Origin of the sequence: Nocardia sp. NBC_00416 (assembly GCF_036032445.1) — a bacterium.
Classification (GTDB): domain Bacteria; phylum Actinomycetota; class Actinomycetes; order Mycobacteriales; family Mycobacteriaceae; genus Nocardia.
The window spans coordinates 5,577,536-5,593,199 of record NZ_CP107932.1 but is presented as its reverse complement, the minus strand read 5'-3'; the positions used below and the strand labels follow the sequence as shown (position 1 = coordinate 5,593,199).

Here is a 15,664-nt window from a genome sequence, read left to right as displayed (position 1 = left end):
CGAGTACCCGCCTGTGACCCAGATCGCTATTGGGTATCGAACCCGCAGGTGGTGGCACGCGGACGGCAGCGTTTCACATCTTTCGGCGACCTGGAGAGCAGGCCGGCATGACTCGCGAGACCCGCACCGAACCGACCTACGGTCGATCGTTGCTCAATCGTGTCCTGGACGGCGTTCCGGCCACGGATCCGCGGCTGACGCATATCACCGAGATCCCGGCCCGCGCCGCTGTGACAACCGGATGGCCCGCGTGGGCAGCGCCCGAGGTCGTGGACGCACTGCGTGCAGTAGGTATCGAGGCCCCGTGGAGCCACCAGGCGACCACTGCCGATCTCGCCGCCGGCGGGCAGCACGTCGTGGTCTCCACCGGCACCGCGTCCGGAAAATCGCTGGGCTATCAGCTTCCGGTGCTCACAGAATTACTCGAGGACCCGCGGGCGACAGCCCTTTATCTGGCCCCGACCAAGGCACTTGCCGCCGATCAGCTCCGGATGGTCGGCGAACTGACCGGGCACGGATCTTTGCGCCGGATTCCGGTCGCCGCCTACGACGGCGATACTCCGACGGATATCAGGCAATGGGTGCGAGCCGAGGCCCGCTGGCTGTTCACCAACCCGGACATGCTGCATCTGAGCCTATTGAGATCACATCACCGCTGGTCACGGCTGTTTCGCCGGTTGCGCTACGTGATCGTCGACGAATGCCACGCCTACCGGGGCGTGTTCGGCTCCCAGGTGGCGCTGGTCCTGCGCCGACTACAGCGGCTGGCCGCCCACTACGGCGCGGACCCGGTATTCGTGCTCTGCTCCGCGACGGCCGCCGATCCGGCGCGATCGGCATCCCGCCTGATCGGCGCCGACTGTGTGGCGGTCACCGAGGACGGCTCGCCGCGCGGACCACGCACCGTCGCGTTCTGGGAACCCCCGCTGCTCACCTCGGTGACCAGCGAGAACGGTGCACCGGTGCGGTTGGGCGCGACCACGGAGGCGGCCCGGATCACGGCCGACCTGGTCCTGGAAGGCGCGCGGACCCTCACGTTCGCGCGATCACGCCGCGCAGCGGAGCTCATCGCGGTGCACACCCGCCAGCGACTCGCGGAGATCGACCCCGAGCTGGCGGAACGGGTGGCCGCCTATCGCGGCGGTTATCTGCCCGAAGACCGGCGGGCCCTCGAAGCCGGCCTCGCGGACGGGTCGATCCTGGCCGCGGCGACGACGAATGCCCTGGAATTGGGCGTGGACATCGCCGGTCTGGACGCGGTGGTCCTCGCCGGATTCCCCGGGACGGTGGCCTCGTTCCGGCAGCAGATCGGGCGAGCCGGACGGCGTACGCAGGGGGCGTTGGCCCTGCTCGTCGCGCGTGACGACCCTTTGGACACCTTCCTGGTGCATCATCCCGATGCCCTGCTCGACCGTCCGGCCGAAGCAAGCATCATCGACCCCGCGAATCCCTATGTCCTGGGCCCGCAGCTGCTGTGCGCAGCCATGGAACTGCCGATCGAGGACGACGAGGCCGAACGGCTGGGCGCACACCCGGTCCTCACCGAACTCGCAGGTCTGGGCCTTGTTCGCCGCCGGGAAGCGGACGGCGGACCCCGTTGGTTCTATACCGCCGCCGAACCGCCCCACGATGCCGTCGACGTTCGTGGCGGAATCGGCGGCCAGATCGCAATCGTGGTCGCCGAGACGGGGCGGCTGCTGGGTACCGCGGACGCGGAGCGGGCTCTTGCCACCCTGCACGAGGGGGCGGTCCATCTGCACCAGGGCGAGAGCTATCTGGTCGAGGAGCTGGACGTCGAGGGTGGCGTCGCACTGGTCCGCGCCGAGACCCCGGGCTGGACGACAAGTGCCCGCCAGACCACCTCCCTGACCATCGACTCGGTACGCGAGACCGTGGCATTCGGGCAGGTCACCGCCGCCTTCGCGACAGTCACCGTGCGGAGCCGCGTTGTGGGATACCTACGCACCCTGGTGACCGGCGAGGTTCTCGACCTGGTCGAACTCGACCTGCCGGAGCAAACGCTGCCCACTACCGCAGTGCTCTATACGGTGACCCCGCAACTGCTGGACCGCGCCGGAATCGGCGCCACCGCCGTCCCCGGTGCGCTGCACGCCGCCGAGCACGCGGCGATCGGGCTGTTGCCGCTGGTGGCGACGTGTGATCGATGGGATATCGGGGGCGTTTCCACGGCTTTGCATCCCGATACCGGCCGCCCCACGGTTTTCGTCTACGACGGTCAGGCCGGCGGTGCCGGGTTCGCCGAACGTGGCTACAGCATGCTGCGGCGCTGGCTCGGCGCCACACTCGCCGCCGTAAACGCGTGTTCCTGCCCGAGCGGCTGCCCGTCCTGCGTGCAGTCGCCCAAGTGCGGGAACGGCAATGAGCCGCTCGACAAGGCAGGCGCGATCAGATTGTTGACGGCGATTCTGGCCGAGTTCGCTGAACCGAGCCATAGCGGAACTCTATCGATATGAAAACCCGGTGGTCAGGTCGTTGCCGCTGCACGGCGGCGGCGCACAGTACCCCGGCCGGCCGCCAGATTTAAGAGGATAAGCATCATATTAACTGAATTGTTGCCAAAGGATTGATAGTTAGCTACGGCTAGGGTCTTCGTATCAATTCCAGAACGAATGATTAATTCGAGTAACGGGTAATTAATTGCCGTAGCTAAGCGAATGCCGTATTCGTCGTTAACAAAATTCGGCAAAGGGCGATCACTTCGCTTCTTCGACCGGCCCGGCACGCGCAACCGCTCGCATACTCCGCATCCCGAACGGACCCATCGGTACTTTTTCTTCTATCAAGATCACTGCATCCCAACCGGCTATCTCGCACTGTGCGACCCGGGCTTTCATCTGCCTCCCCAGCCTTTCCGCGGCCGCGCATCCGGCTTCCGCGCCGTACCGGAGTTCACCCGCCGCGGCCAATGCGGCGAGATCCGCCGCTGTCTGCGCCCGGTGCCGACCCACCACCACTGCCCCGAAATTCATGATGAGCACCGTCGACACGAGCAGTGCCGCTAGCGCGAGGCAGGCGGTAACCGTCGCCGAGCCGTCCTCCCGCGACGGGAGCTGTGGTCGCGCCTGCCACCCGGCCCGTGCGGTCCACCTGGTTCGCCGGACCAGGGCCGCCCGCCGGACAGCCGCCACCGCGAGGCCGACCGGGCCGTTCACGTGGCCTGATCCGGTTCTTTCACCGCGACCGCTTCGGCACGCAGTTCCAGCGCAGGTAACAGCGGGGTATCCGAGGATACGAGGGCGATCACCCGGTCGCCCTCGAAGCGCAGTGTGATCTCGGCCCCCGCCGGCGCCACCCCGCGCGCGGCGAGTAGCGCGCCCGCCCGGTCGCCGCGCGCAGCAAGTCGAGCCGCCTCCCGCGCCGCATCTACACAGCGCACCTGGGTGACCGCCGCGAACACCGCTCCTACGCACAACGCGGTGGCGGCGGCGAGCGCGCCCAGCGCGATCGCCGCCTCGACGGTCACCGATCCGGCATCGCCGCCGAGCGTGGTCGACCGCCGGCATGCCCCGGTGGATGCGCGTTCGACGGCAGCCCCAGCCCTCGGCCGACCGTTCCGGGTTGTCAGACGCTCGTGTTCAGCGCTTTCTCGATGATCCCGGTCAACGCGTCGGGGATGCTCTCGCCGGTCACCACGGTGTAGAGCACCGCACCGAACGCGGCCGCGGCAATGGTCCCGATCGCGTACTCGACCGTGCTCATCCCCTCTTCTGCCGAGATCACCCGCAGCAGCCGGGTGTTCATCGTCTCCTGCGCGGTCCGCGCTCGACGCAGCGTGGACCACGCCGTTTTTCGGATCTGCACCTGAATCCCCTCTTTCCTCGACTCGCACAGCGGCTCTGCGCGACGACATCTCGGCGGTCGGCGTCGGATCAGCGCTCACAGCAGAGCCCCGCCGAGTACCCGACCGGCCAGGCCGATGATCACCGGAACGATGCCCAGGCAGATGAACGCCGGAAGGAAGCACAGCCCCAGCGGCCCACCGATCAGGACGCCGGCACGTTCGGCCCGGGCCGTCGTCGCCTCCTCGACCAGGGTGCGGCCTTCATCGGCAAGTTCGCCGATCGCGGCGGCCAGCGAAGATCCCGAGCGCGCCGACCGCCGGGCCAGCCGGGCCAGCGCATCGAACTCCGAGGGCGCTCCCGCCCGGTGGGGATCGGCCGGGGCCCACGCCACAGCCGGATCGGCGCCCAAAGTGAGCAGATCGGCCACTCGCTGCAGCCGATCCCCCAGCGAGGCCGGGGCGGCGGGGACCACCGCGCGCAATGCGGCGGCTGTCGGCAGCCCGGCTCGCAGGCAGGCCCCCAGCAGATCCAATAGTGTCGCGATTGCCACCGGGTCGGATGTACCTCGGACTTTCCGCCCCGGGGATCGCCGCCGCACCGAGCCGGCACGAAGACGGCCGAGCGCCGACGGCACAGGCGGTATCAGCAAGGTCGCCGCCATCAGCAGAACCAATGGCCACGCCACAGCGGTGGTCGTCACTCTTCCTCCAGAGTCCGGTGATCGTGTAGCTTCCGGATCGCGCACACTCGAACCGCCTCCCACCGCGACGGGCGGGTTACATGCGCGAGCGGGGCACCGGCTCACCGGGGTACCACCCGGCGGGTTATCTCATCGGCCCAGAGCAACCCCGCGCAGGCCAGGCCGGTACCGAGCGGCAGCAGATACCGGCCGGCCGGGGAGACGAAAAGCACCTGCAGTGGATTCGCGCCCATCAGTTGCCCCAGACCGATACCCAGCACCGGCAGTACAGCGAGGATGGCGGCGGTCGCCCGAGCTCCGGCCAGGGCGGCGTCGGTTCGACTCCGAAATCTGACCCGAGCCGCCAGATCGGCACGTGCGGCCGCGAGCAGTTCGGCCAGGGCCAAGCCGTGCCGTTCGGCGACCTGCCAGGCGTCGGCGACCCGCCGGAGTTCGGCGGCGATCACGGCATCGGAATGCAACAGTCCGTCGGCACCGGATCCGCCCAGCCTGCTGCGCGCCGAGCCGATCGCGAGCGCCGCCGCCGCGATACCGCTGGTCTCCCGGGCGGCGGCCGCCGCCGCGGCACTCGGATGGGCGCCCACCCGTAGTTCGGAGATCACCGCCTCCAGTCCGTCGAGCAGAAATCCGCATTCGGTGCGATGCAGGCTCGCCCGGCGAGATCGGCGCAGCCGCACCGCAGCAGTGCCGACGACGATCAGCACGGCCATGAGGCTCCCGCTCCCCAGCGTCAATGCCAGCGCACAACCGGCACCGGCCGCACCGCACGCCACCGACCGCTTCGGAAAGCGCCGCCGCGAGGACCCGGCACCGAATACCGCACCGAACCTTCGCCGACCGACCGGATCCGGTATGAGAAGCAGTGCGAGAGTTGTGCAGCCGAGCGCCGCGGCCGGTTCCGCCGCGATCATCGCCCCGTCCTCTCCGCGAGGAGCTCCTGCAGATGCCCGGCGGCGGGCGCTGGACCGTCTACTCGCCACGCGGGGCAGATATCGACACGTCCACCGGTATCTCGCTGCACCACACCGATTTCCTCGAGCAACCGTGAGCCGTCGGCACGGCGCCGGACGTGCAGCACAACCTGGACGGCCGCGGCCAGCTGACTGTGCAGAGCGGCTCGGTCCATCCCACCCAGCCCGGCCAGCGCCTCGAGCCGGGCCGGCACTTCCCGCGGAGAATTCGCGTGCACCGTCCCCGCACCGCCGTCGTGCCCGGTGTTCAACGCGGTCAGCAAATCCGCCACCTCGGCGCCGCGCACCTCACCGACCACGATGCGGTCGGGGCGCATACGCAACGCCTGTCGCACCAGATCACGCAGCGTGATCTCCCCGGCGCCTTCGATATTGGCGGGCCGGGCCACCAATCGGACCACATGCGGATGCGGCGGGGCGAGTTCGGCCGCGTCCTCGACGCAGACGATGCGCTCACTCTCATCCACCTCGGCGAGCAGCGCGGACAGCAATGTGGTCTTCCCCGCCCCGGTCCCGCCGACAACCAGAAATGCCAATCGGGCCCGAATTATGCGCCGCAGCAAGGTTTTCGCCTCGGCGGGTACCGCGCCCGCCCGGGCCAGCGCGTCCAGGCCCTGAGTCGCCGGCCGCAGAACCCGCAGCGATAGACACGTGCCACCGCGCGCGACCGGAGAAAGTACAGCGTGCAACCGCACGCCGAAGTTCTCCCCCAGCACCATTTCCCGTCCCGACAACTGCCCGTCCACCCAGGGCTGCGCGTCGTCGAGCCTGCGGCCGGCGGAGAGCGCCAGACGTTGTGCGAGGCGCCGGACAGCCGCCTCGTCCGGAAAGGTTATCGAGGTCCGTTCGACGCCGTGTCCACGATCGATCCATACCGCGTCCGGAGCGGTGACCAGCACATCGGCGACCGTCGGATCGTGCAGAAGGGGCTCGAGGGCGCCGGCGCCGGTCAGCTCGGTCTGCAACAGCCGCAGGGCGCGCAGCAGATCTGTATCCCCCAGCATGCCACCGGCTTCGGCGCGAACAGCCGCCGCTACCCGCGCCGGTTCCGGTTCGGCGGACTCCCCCGCCAACCGCTTACGCACCCGGTCCAGCAGGTCCGGGGTAACCACCCCGGCGGCGTCCGGCCCGGCGTTCATCCGGCCCGCCGCTGGTCCGGTGGACTCAGGACGGCGAGCACCGCGTCGCACGCGTCCCGCAGCGGCCCGCGCCGCAGCCGCAGTCCACCGCGTTCCAGCCGGGCGGCCAGCCCCGGTTGTGCCCGGACCGCTGCCAGCAACGGCAATTCGAGCACCGCGGCGATTTCGTGGCCGCGCAGGTTGCCCGGCGCGGGGCCGCGCACCACCAGCCCGCGATTCGGATTCCGCCGCGCAATCCACTCCGCGACCGTCTGCGCCGCCGCCACCGCACGGAGACGGGCTGGTACCACCAGCACCACCAGATCGGCCGCGTCGAGGATCCGATCGATATGCGGGCCGCGCTCGCTGGAGACATCGCATACGACGAGATCACCTGCGCCCCGCGCGGCTTCGACTACGGCGTGCACCGCCGCGGCACCGATGGGGCCGGTCCGGCCGCGCCCGCAGGACAGCACCGACAGCCCAGCTCCCGCAACGGGTAGTGCGCTGTGCAGTTCGGCGGCGGCGACCCTGCCGTCGTCGACCACCAGATCCGGCCATCGCAGTCCCGGTGCGCCCTCGATGCCGAGCAGGAGATCGAGACCGCCCCCGTGGGGTACGCCGTCTACCAGCACGGTGTGCGGCCGGAAGCCGGCGGTAGCCGATCGCAATGCGGTCGCCGCGGCCAGGGTGGAGGCTCCCGCACCACCGCCCGGACCGGCGAGGGCGATGACGATCCCGCCGTCGGCATGTTGTTCGCCGTATCGGGCGAACTTCTCGATCAGATCTACCGCGGCGTCCGGGAGCGCGATGACCTGTTCCGCGCCGATCACCGCGGCCGCCTGCCAGTCGGCCAGGTCCGGCTCCCCATCGGTAACGGTCACCACCCCGTTGCGCCGTGGCGGCCCGGCCGCCGCGCACTCCACCGCGGCCGTGGTGTCGAGGACCACGAGTGGCGCGACCGCCCAGGGATGCCGGCCGACGGGTGGCTCAACCTCATCGATTCGCCGACCGGCCGCTGCGGCCACCCGGCTGACCTCTTCGCGTAAACGGTTGTCCCGGATGAGCACCAGCACAGCGGGTGGTCCGCCAGCCGTCGGCATCGCGTCGTGATCCATGAGTTCAGCGTGGCCGGAAATAACCGCGCCGAACGGGCCGAGACGGCGATTGTGGACAACTCGCGGGTTGTGGAAAACCCGTTGTGGAAAACGTGCCGGATCCCGCAAACAACCTTTGCGAATCACCCTTGAAATAGAGGACGGCCCCAGCCGGGGGGGGAGGAGGCTGGGGCCGTCGGGGTTCAGCCCCGGGGGGTCGGGCTGAACGCGCCTGGAACATGTCCAGGTGCCAGCAATACTACACCCAAGCACCGACCGGAACGCAAGCCCGACGTCAAAGAAGTTCCCCACGTCACGCCCCTCTCCCACCAAGGGCGAAAACCACAGGTCAGAGCCCACGAATAGGGCCCGCCATCACGACACGCCGCCCGCCAATGCCTATCCTGGAGCGGTGACGGGCTCCGGCGAAACGACACCGATTCCGGGCGATCGGCAGCGCGAGAACAGCCGCATCGCTGCCTTCTTCGATCTGGACAAGACGGTGATAGCCAGATCGAGCACCTTCGTATTCAGCAAACCGTTCTTCGATCAGGGACTGATCACTCGCCGCGCGGTCCTCGAGAGCAGCTACGCCCATTTCATGTTCCTGCTCTCCGGCGCCGACCACGACCAGATGGAACGCATGCGCACACACCTCACGAGCATGTGCGCGGGGTGGGACGTAGCCCAGATCCAGTCGATCGTCGCGGAGACATTGCACGAGCTGGTGGATCCACTGATCTACGCGGAGGCAGTCGATCTCATCGCCGACCATCGCATTCGCGGACACGATGTGATCATCGTGTCCGCCTCCGGCGAAGAGGTGGTGGGACCCATCGCCGACGCGCTGGGAGCCAGCCATACCGCGGCCACCCGGATGGAGGTCGTGGACGGCAGGTACACCGGCGCCGTCGACTTCTACTGTTACGGCGAAGGCAAGGTCACCGCCATCGAGAAGCTGGCCGCCGCAGAGGGATACGACCTCTCACGGTGTTACGCGTATTCCGATTCGATCACCGACCTGCCGATGCTGACCGCGGTGGGCCACCCGACCGCGGTGAACCCGGACCGCAATCTGCGGCGGGAGGCAACGGCTCGGGGTTGGCCGATCCTGGGGTTCTCCAACCCGGTATCGCTGTGGTCACGTTTTCAGGCACCTTCGAAAACCGTGGCCACGGGACTGGCGGTCGGACTGAGCGCGATCGCCGCCGGAGTGCTGACCTACCGCCTGCTGCGGCGGCGATGAACCTGCCCGCGAACTGGACATATAGCACAGAGCTCCGACCAATGTGCCCGGTTTTCTTTTGTTCTCCGAAGTTGCGCCAACCCTTGATGTGAGTGCCGTCACAGTGTAAAAATGGAGGCACGGAAGGACGGACGGCCAAGGCGCAGCCAGAAGAGAAGGCTCAGTCCCCCGACCACCCTTCCCAGCACGGATGCCCGGCACCCACGCGGAGCTCGCCGCGACAAGGGCAGAAGCGTTGTGGGCCTGCGAAGTCCGGTCCGTTGCCGGCGATGGCCCCGCATAGCTGCGGGGATGAGCTGCTACGGAGTCGGAGGAACGCCGAGGCCGGAGAACACAACCCATACCAGCACGCATGGTAACCAGGTAGTCCGTGCTCGCGGGCGGTGAGGTCTGAGGACCACGCCGCCCGCTTTGACGTCCGGGTACATCACACCGCCGAAAACCACGAACGTCGGGTCGGACCGCCCGGGAACCATCCCGGGCGGAGCGATCAGCCCGCCGCGGCGTCGGCGATGGAAGTCGCCTCCCGGGCGCCGTCCTCCAGCGCGCCGCAGCAGAAAACCACCCAGCCGCCGACTCCCGGCGCGGACCCGGAACCGAATCCGGCCGCGGCATCCTGGTAGGCCTGCGGCCGGCGCAGCCAGAAGACCTCGGGTACCCCCAGTGCCCGCGGGTCGAGCCCGCTGGACACCGTCACCAGGCGGGATGCCGCCCGGGCGACCAGCCCGTCGGCCGAGCCGAACGGTTTCAGCGTCAACAGCTCACCGTGGACCACTGCCGCGGTGACCGGGGCGGGCGCCGATGTGGTGAGCAGCGTCTGCGCCAACATGTCCAGGCGCGCCGCCACCCCGCCGTCGGCACGGGGCCGGCCCAGTTCGTTCTCGTCCGCCACCAGATCCGCGGCGGCCAGCAGGTGCAATCGCGCGAGCGCCTGCAGTGGCGCGCGCTCCCATATCCCGACCAGATTCCGCAACGCGTCACCGTCGAGGGCCTGTCCCACGCGCAACGCACCGGCCAGTATCGGATCGGTGACCGCGCCGTCGACCGGTAGTTCGGTACTGCCGCCTTCGAGCGCCGCCGACGAGCGCGCGGCTCGTACCGAGGCCTCGGCCGCGGTCGTCGCCCAGCCTCGGCGGTTGGCCTTGTGCCGGTGGACCGCGGCCAGCGCATCGCGCGCCTTGTCAGCGGCGGCCCGGACACCGGGCAGTTCGGTGAGAGGCGCGAGCGGATCGGTCACGGGTTAGCAGGCTACTGCCGCGCGCCACCGAGCCGGGCGTCGGCCCGGTGCGCGAACCCCGATCACACGAGCAGGCCGCGGCCGGGTATGGCGGCGAGCAACCCCCGGGTGTAGTCCTCGCGCGGGGAATCGAAGATCTCCGCGGTCGGCGCCGTCTCGACGATACGGCCCTGGTTCATCACCAATACCTCGTCGGCGATCTGGCCCACCACCGCGAGATCGTGGGTGATGAACAGGTAGGTGAGGTGCAGCTCGTTCTGTAGCCGGGTGAGCAGATCGAGAATATTCGACTGCACCAGCACGTCGAGAGCGGAGACCGCCTCATCGCAGACCAGCAGTTCGGGCTCCAGCGCCAGCGCACGGGCGATGGCCACCCGCTGCCGCTGCCCGCCGGAGAGTTCGTTGGGATAGCGGGACAGCACGCTGCTGGGCAGCGCGACATGATCCAGCAGCTCGCGGACCCGGATATCGCGTTCGGCACGCGTTCCGAGGCGGTGGGTCCGCAGGGGTTCACCGATGCACCGGTGGATCGAGTACATCGGGTCCAGGGAGGCGTAAGGGTTCTGGAAGATCGGCTGCACCCGGCGCCGGAACCGTATCTCCTCCCGGGTGCTCAGCCGGCCGATCTCCGTTCCGTCGAAGCGCACCGACCCGGAGCTGGGTTCGAGCAGGCCGAGCACCAATTGCGCGACTGTGGACTTCCCGGATCCGGACTCGCCGACCAGCGCCGTCGTGCGCCCCCGGCGCAGGGTGAACGAAACATCCTCGACAGCAATGGATTCCCGTGACTTCCACGGCGCCGATCCGCGTACCCGGTAGGTCTTGGTGAGCCGGTCGGCCACCAGAACGGGCTCGGCATCCGCGGTTTCCCGGGAGCGCGCCGGCCGCCGAGCGCCTGCCAGCGAGGGCGCCGACTCGACCAATTTCCTGGTGTACTCGTGCCGCGGATCACGCAGCAGGTCCAGTGCCGGACCGGATTCCACGACCCGTCCCCGGTACATCACCACCAGATGTTCCGCGCGTTCGGCCGCCAAACCGAGGTCGTGGGTGATGAGCAGCATCGCGGTACCGGATTCGGTTGTGAGACTGTCGATATGGTCGAGGATCCGGCGCTGGACGGTGACGTCGAGTGCGGAGGTCGGCTCGTCCGCGATCAGCAGATCGGGCCGCCCGGACAATGCCATGGCGATGAGCGCGCGCTGCCGCAGTCCGCCGGAAAGTTGGTGCGGATACTGGTCGATCCGCTGCTCGGGATCGGGGATACCCGCGGCGCGCAGGAGTTCGACCGATCGGTCCCGGGCATCGCGGCCGCGGGCGATACCGTTGGCCGCGAGCGTCTCCCGGATCTGAAACCCGATCTTGTGCACCGGGTCGAGGTTCGACATCGGGTCCTGGGGCACGAAGCCGATCCGGGTACCGCGTAGGTCCACCATCCGTGATTCGCCGGCTCCGGCGAGTTCGGTGCCGTCGAATCCGATGCTGCCTCCGACGATCCGGCCGGTGCCCGGTAGCAGGCCGAGGATCGCGTGCGCGGTCGTCGACTTCCCCGATCCGCTCTCCCCTACGATCGCCACGGTCTCACCCGGGTACACGGTGAGGTCCGCACCGCGGACCGCGTCTGTCCGGTTCGCACCGGATCCGAACGTGATACGCAGATCCCGGATCTCCAGCAGCGGGCGCTCCTCGACACCGGCACTCATAGTCGCTTCCTGTCTCGAATCCGCGAGCTCCGCTCGCCTGAGGTGATCACCGCGGGCCCCTGGACTTCGGATCCAGGGCATCGCCCAGGGCGTCACCGAGCATGATGAAACCGAGCACGGTCAGCGCCAGGGCGGTAGCCGGATAGAACAAGATCAGTGAACCGCCGCGCAACTGCTGTTGACCGGTGGCGATATCGGCGCCCCAGGACACCTCGGTGGGCGGCAGACCGACGCCGAGGAACGACAGTGTCGCCTCGGTGACGATGAAGACTCCGAGCCAGATCGCGGTCACCACGATCACCGGACCCAGCGAGTTCGGCAGCACGTGCCGGACGAGGATGCCGAAGCGGGATACGCCCAGTGCCCGTGCCGCCAGTACGTATTCGCTGTTCTTCGCCGAGATCACGGTGCCTCGCGCGATCCGGGCCGCCTGCGGCCAGGTGAAACCCGCGAGGGTGACCACCACGAGCCCGATGGTCCGCTGGGACGACAGTTGCATGAGCACAATGGCGGCCAGCATGAGCGGCACGGCGTACACGATCTCCGAGACCCGGGAGATCACCGAGTCGAGGAATCCACCGTAGTATCCGGCCAGCGCCCCCAGACTCGCCCCGATCAGCACGAACAGCAATGCCGCTCCGACCCCGGTGAGAACCGAGGCGCGGGCCCCGTAGATCGTGCGGGCGTAGATATCGCAGCCCTGCAGATCGAACCCGAACCAGTGCGCCGAACTCGGCGGCAGCAGGCTGTTGTCCACCACGCAGTAGCGCGGGTCCTGATCGGTGAACAAGCCCGGAACCGCGGCGACCACCAATACCAGCACGATGAGCGCCACCGAGATCCAGAACAGCGGATTGCGGCGCAGACCGCGCCAGACCTGACCCCAGAATCCGTTCGGCGCACCCGCGACCCGCACCCGATCGGCGGTCTCCACGGTGACCGCGTCCGGCGCGGCGACCCAGCGTTGCCTGTCCGGCCTGATCGGGCCGGCCTTCTCATCGGACATGACCGCACTCCTGTTCAGGTATAGCGAATCCGTGGGTCGAGCACGGCGTAGAGCAGGTCCACCAGCAGATTGGCGAGCAAGAACACCACGATCAGCACGGTGACGAACGAGACCACGGTCGGCGCCTCGCCTCGCACCACCGCCTGGTAGAGGGTGCCGCCGACGCCGGGAATGTTGAAGATGCCCTCGGTCACGATCGCCCCGCCCATCAACGCGCCCAGATCGGCGCCGAGGAAGGTGACCACCGGGATCAGCGAGTTCCGCAGAATGTGTACCCGGACCACTCGCCGCCTCGGCAGCCCTTTGGCCGTGGCGGTGCGCACATAGTCGGCATCACGGTTCTCCGCCACCGCGTTCCGGGTCAGCCGCACCACATAGGCGAACGACAACGCGCCGAGTACCAGTGCGGGCACGATCAGCCGGCTCCAACTCGCGTCCGCGCCGACGGTCACCGGCGCGATCCCCCATTCGACGCCCAGCAGATACTGCGCCAGGAATCCGAGGACGAACACCGGGACAGCGATCACCAGCAGACTCAGCACCAGCATCGCCGAGTCGAACAGTTTGCCCTTGCGCAGCCCGGCCAGGGTGCCGAACAGGACCCCGAACACCGCCTCGAACAGCAGTGCCAGCACCGCGAGGCGGATGGTGATCGGAAAGGCCCGGGCCAGTTCGTCTTTCACCGACCTACCGGAGAAGGTGGTGCCCAGATCGAAGGTGAAGATGCCCTTCAAGTAGTAGAGATACTGGACCAGGAACGAGCGGTCCAGGTGATAGCGCGCCCGCAGCTGCGCCTCCAGCGCCGGGGTGAGGGTGCGGTCACCGGCCAGCGCGGCGACCGAGCCCCCGGAAACCCGGTAGATCAAGTAGTAGATGAGCAGTGTCGCGCCGAAGAACACCGGGACCATCTGCAGCAGCCGCCGCACTACATACCACGCCATGGGCGCCTCCCGGGTTCGGGCGAGGATTCGCGGACCGCGGTCATATCAACTCGATGTTCTCGAAGTCCGCCAAGCCGTTCCAGCCGAAGGTGACGCCGCGGACCCGTTCGGAGTAACCGGCCGAATTCACGTAGTCGAAGATCGGAATGGTCGGCAGATCGCGCAACAGCACCGTCTGTGCCCGGTCTACTAGTGCCCAGGACTCGGGCTCGGTGGGGGCCGCCTCGGCCGCCGCCAGCAGGGCGTCGAATTCGGGGCTGTGATAGTCGAAATCGTTGGTTTCGGAGTTGCTCAGGAAACCCGGCTCCAGGAACTGGAGCATGGTCGGATAGTCACCCTGCCAGCCGGACCGGAACGCCTTGCCGACGGTGCGCGCGGTGATCTGGTCCCGCAGCTGCTTGAAGGTCGGATATGCGGCGCCGACGGCCTCGATGCCCAGGGTGTTCTTGATACTGTTGGCGACCGCGTCCACCCACGCCTGGTGGTCGCCGTCGGCGTTGTAGGCGATCTCGAAACGACCGCTCCACGACGAGATCTCGTCGGCCTTCGCCCAGATCCGACGCGCCTCGTCGGGGTTGTAGTCCAGCACCTCCGAGCCCGGCAGATCGCCGTTGTACCCCGGCAGCACACTCGAGGTGAAGTCCCGGGCCGGTACCCGAGTGCCGCGGAAGATCTTGTCGCCGATGGCTTGCCGCTGGATCGCCATCGAGATCGCGGTGCGCCGCAACCGGCCCTCCTGCCCGCTGAAATGCGGGAGGCCCGGTTGCGTACCGATCCACTGGTTCTGCGCGGTCGGCGCGGATACCGACCGATCGCCCAGATCGGCGTCCACGACGGTCAACGCGCTGGAGGGAACCGTATCCAGCACATCGAGGTTGCCGGCCAGCAGATCGGCGTACGCGGCATCGAAATCCGAGTAGAACACGAAAGTCAGGCCCTTGTTCCGGGCGGGCCGCCCGCCCTCGTAGGTTTCGTTGGGCACCAGATCCAGTTTCACATCGTGCTGCCACGGGTCCCCGTCGGCGAACCGGTAGGGCCCGTTGCCGATCGGGTGCCTGCCGAACTCCTCCATATCGTCGTACGCCGCCGCGGGCAGCGGATAGTACGGGGCATAGGCCAACCGGGTCCGGAAATCGATCGTGGGCTCTTTCAGCGCGACCGTGAAAGTGAGGTCGTCGATCACCCGCAGGCCCGACATGGTCTGCGCGCGAGGCGGATCCGCCTGCACATCGGCGAAGCCGGCGATCGGCGCGTAGGTGTAGCTCTGCAACTGCGCGTTGGTGATCAGGGCGCCGTAGTTCCACGCGTCGACGAACGAATGCGCGGTGACCGGTGAGCCGTCGCTGAAGATCCAGCCGGGTTTCAACCTGATCCGGTAGAACTGCTGATCGGTGGTCTCGATGGACTCGGCCACCTCGTCGTGCAAGCTGCCGTCCGCCGCGATCCGCCGCAACCCGGCGAACAACCGGTCGACTACGCGCCCGCCACCGTTCTCGTTGGTATTCGAGGGAACCAGCGGATTCTGTGGTTCGGAGCCGTTGACCGCGATGGAATCACCGAGCGCCGGTGTCACCGTGCAGGCGGGCAGCAGCGTCGCGCCGATCAGGACCAGCACCGGCCCGACGGCCCGCAGCACCCACGACGATCCCCTCACGCAACCTCCCCGCTCGTCACTCGCCCGCTCGGCACCCCGCAGAGTTGTCTGCAGAATATAAGGCCGATTGCGCGATCCTGCCGGGTTCGTGAACTCTCGCCCCGGTGGGCGCCCGGTCCCGCGGGGCCGCCGTGACGTCCGTTCGTCCGCCGTCAGCTGCCGTTCGCCGAGTACCGGCGACCATTCGTCCC

14 protein-coding genes are annotated in these 15,664 nt (G+C 68.3%); 2 read left to right on the top strand and 12 right to left on the bottom strand.

The window, feature by feature from the left end; all coding sequences use genetic code 11:
• The first annotated feature begins 107 nt into the window (after positions 1–107).
• Positions 108–2,474 (top strand): DEAD/DEAH box helicase, encoded by a 2,367-nt coding sequence (locus OG804_RS24090; protein ID WP_328390140.1) that lies wholly within the window; start codon positions 108–110, stop codon positions 2,472–2,474.
• Positions 2,475–2,714: 240 nt separating this feature from the next.
• Here OG804_RS24090 and OG804_RS24085 read toward each other — a convergent pair whose 3' ends face one another.
• From OG804_RS24085 to ssd, 7 genes are all read right to left on the bottom strand, one after another.
• A complete protein-coding gene (locus OG804_RS24085; RefSeq protein ID WP_328390138.1) occupies positions 2,715–3,173 on the bottom strand; it encodes an Rv3654c family TadE-like protein in 459 nt (152 codons plus the stop codon).
• A complete protein-coding gene (locus OG804_RS24080; protein ID WP_328390136.1) occupies positions 3,170–3,484 on the bottom strand; it encodes a TadE family type IV pilus minor pilin in 315 nt (104 codons plus the stop codon). The genes OG804_RS24085 and OG804_RS24080 overlap by 4 nt, the downstream gene beginning before the upstream one ends.
• Positions 3,485–3,582: 98 nt before the next feature.
• The gene (locus tag OG804_RS24075; RefSeq protein WP_328398685.1) at positions 3,583–3,762 is read right to left on the bottom strand and encodes a DUF4244 domain-containing protein; all 180 of its coding nucleotides are present in this window, start codon (positions 3,760–3,762) and stop codon (positions 3,583–3,585) included.
• A 135-nt stretch (positions 3,763–3,897) separates the two neighbouring features.
• A complete protein-coding gene (locus OG804_RS24070) occupies positions 3,898–4,353 on the bottom strand; it encodes a type II secretion system F family protein (protein WP_328390134.1) in 456 nt (151 codons plus the stop codon).
• Positions 4,354–4,604: 251 nt separating this feature from the next.
• On the bottom strand, positions 4,605–5,414 hold the full coding sequence (locus OG804_RS24065) for a type II secretion system F family protein (RefSeq protein WP_328390132.1): 810 nt from the start codon (positions 5,412–5,414) through the stop codon (positions 4,605–4,607).
• Positions 5,411–6,613, bottom strand: coding sequence for a TadA family conjugal transfer-associated ATPase (locus OG804_RS24060; RefSeq protein WP_328390130.1), 1,203 nt, complete (start codon positions 6,611–6,613; stop codon positions 5,411–5,413). The genes OG804_RS24065 and OG804_RS24060 overlap by 4 nt, the downstream gene beginning before the upstream one ends.
• On the bottom strand, positions 6,610–7,710 hold the full coding sequence (ssd, locus tag OG804_RS24055) for a septum site-determining protein Ssd (protein WP_328390128.1): 1,101 nt from the start codon (positions 7,708–7,710) through the stop codon (positions 6,610–6,612). The genes OG804_RS24060 and ssd overlap by 4 nt, the downstream gene beginning before the upstream one ends.
• 418 nt (positions 7,711–8,128) lie before the next feature.
• Here ssd and OG804_RS24050 point away from each other — a divergent pair, with 418 nt between their 5' ends.
• Entirely contained in the window at positions 8,129–8,935 is an 807-nt protein-coding gene (locus tag OG804_RS24050; protein ID WP_328398683.1) for an HAD family hydrolase, read from the top strand.
• Positions 8,936–9,425: 490 nt separating this feature from the next.
• Here OG804_RS24050 and OG804_RS24045 read toward each other — a convergent pair whose 3' ends face one another.
• The 5 genes from OG804_RS24045 to OG804_RS24025 all read right to left on the bottom strand — a co-directional run bounded on the left by OG804_RS24045 (position 9,426) and on the right by OG804_RS24025 (position 15,455).
• Positions 9,426–10,172 carry an oxidoreductase gene (locus tag OG804_RS24045; protein ID WP_328390126.1) on the bottom strand — a complete coding sequence of 249 codons (747 nt, stop codon included), beginning with the start codon at positions 10,170–10,172 and terminating at the stop codon, positions 9,426–9,428.
• A 62-nt stretch (positions 10,173–10,234) separates the two neighbouring features.
• The gene (locus OG804_RS24040; RefSeq protein WP_328390124.1) at positions 10,235–11,872 is read right to left on the bottom strand and encodes an ABC transporter ATP-binding protein; all 1,638 of its coding nucleotides are present in this window, start codon (positions 11,870–11,872) and stop codon (positions 10,235–10,237) included.
• A 46-nt stretch (positions 11,873–11,918) separates the two neighbouring features.
• Positions 11,919–12,878, bottom strand: a complete 960-nt coding sequence (locus OG804_RS24035) for an ABC transporter permease (protein ID WP_328390122.1) — start codon at positions 12,876–12,878, stop codon at positions 11,919–11,921.
• Between the two features lie 14 nt (positions 12,879–12,892).
• Positions 12,893–13,819 carry an ABC transporter permease gene (locus OG804_RS24030; protein ID WP_328390120.1) on the bottom strand — a complete coding sequence of 309 codons (927 nt, stop codon included), beginning with the start codon at positions 13,817–13,819 and terminating at the stop codon, positions 12,893–12,895.
• 40 nt (positions 13,820–13,859) lie between these two features.
• Positions 13,860–15,455, bottom strand: a complete 1,596-nt coding sequence (locus tag OG804_RS24025; RefSeq protein ID WP_442941905.1) for a peptide ABC transporter substrate-binding protein — start codon at positions 15,453–15,455, stop codon at positions 13,860–13,862.
• Positions 15,456–15,664 lie beyond the last annotated feature (209 nt).

Excerpts from the sequence above, each read along its gene's own strand:
- OG804_RS24090 (WP_328390140.1), top strand. The coding sequence starts at position 108 with ATGACTCGCGAGACCCGCACCGAACCGACCTACGGTCGATCGTTGCTC.
- OG804_RS24075 (WP_328398685.1), bottom strand. The coding sequence starts at position 3,762 with ATGAACACCCGGCTGCTGCGGGTGATCTCGGCAGAAGAGGGGATGAGC.
- OG804_RS24065 (WP_328390132.1), bottom strand. The coding sequence starts at position 5,414 with ATGATCGCGGCGGAACCGGCCGCGGCGCTCGGCTGCACAACTCTCGCA.
- OG804_RS24060 (WP_328390130.1), bottom strand. The coding sequence starts at position 6,613 with ATGAACGCCGGGCCGGACGCCGCCGGGGTGGTTACCCCGGACCTGCTG.
- ssd (WP_328390128.1), bottom strand. The coding sequence starts at position 7,710 with ATGGATCACGACGCGATGCCGACGGCTGGCGGACCACCCGCTGTGCTG.
- OG804_RS24040 (WP_328390124.1), bottom strand. The coding sequence starts at position 11,872 with ATGAGTGCCGGTGTCGAGGAGCGCCCGCTGCTGGAGATCCGGGATCTG.
- OG804_RS24035 (WP_328390122.1), bottom strand. The coding sequence starts at position 12,878 with ATGTCCGATGAGAAGGCCGGCCCGATCAGGCCGGACAGGCAACGCTGG.
- OG804_RS24030 (WP_328390120.1), bottom strand. The coding sequence starts at position 13,819 with ATGGCGTGGTATGTAGTGCGGCGGCTGCTGCAGATGGTCCCGGTGTTC.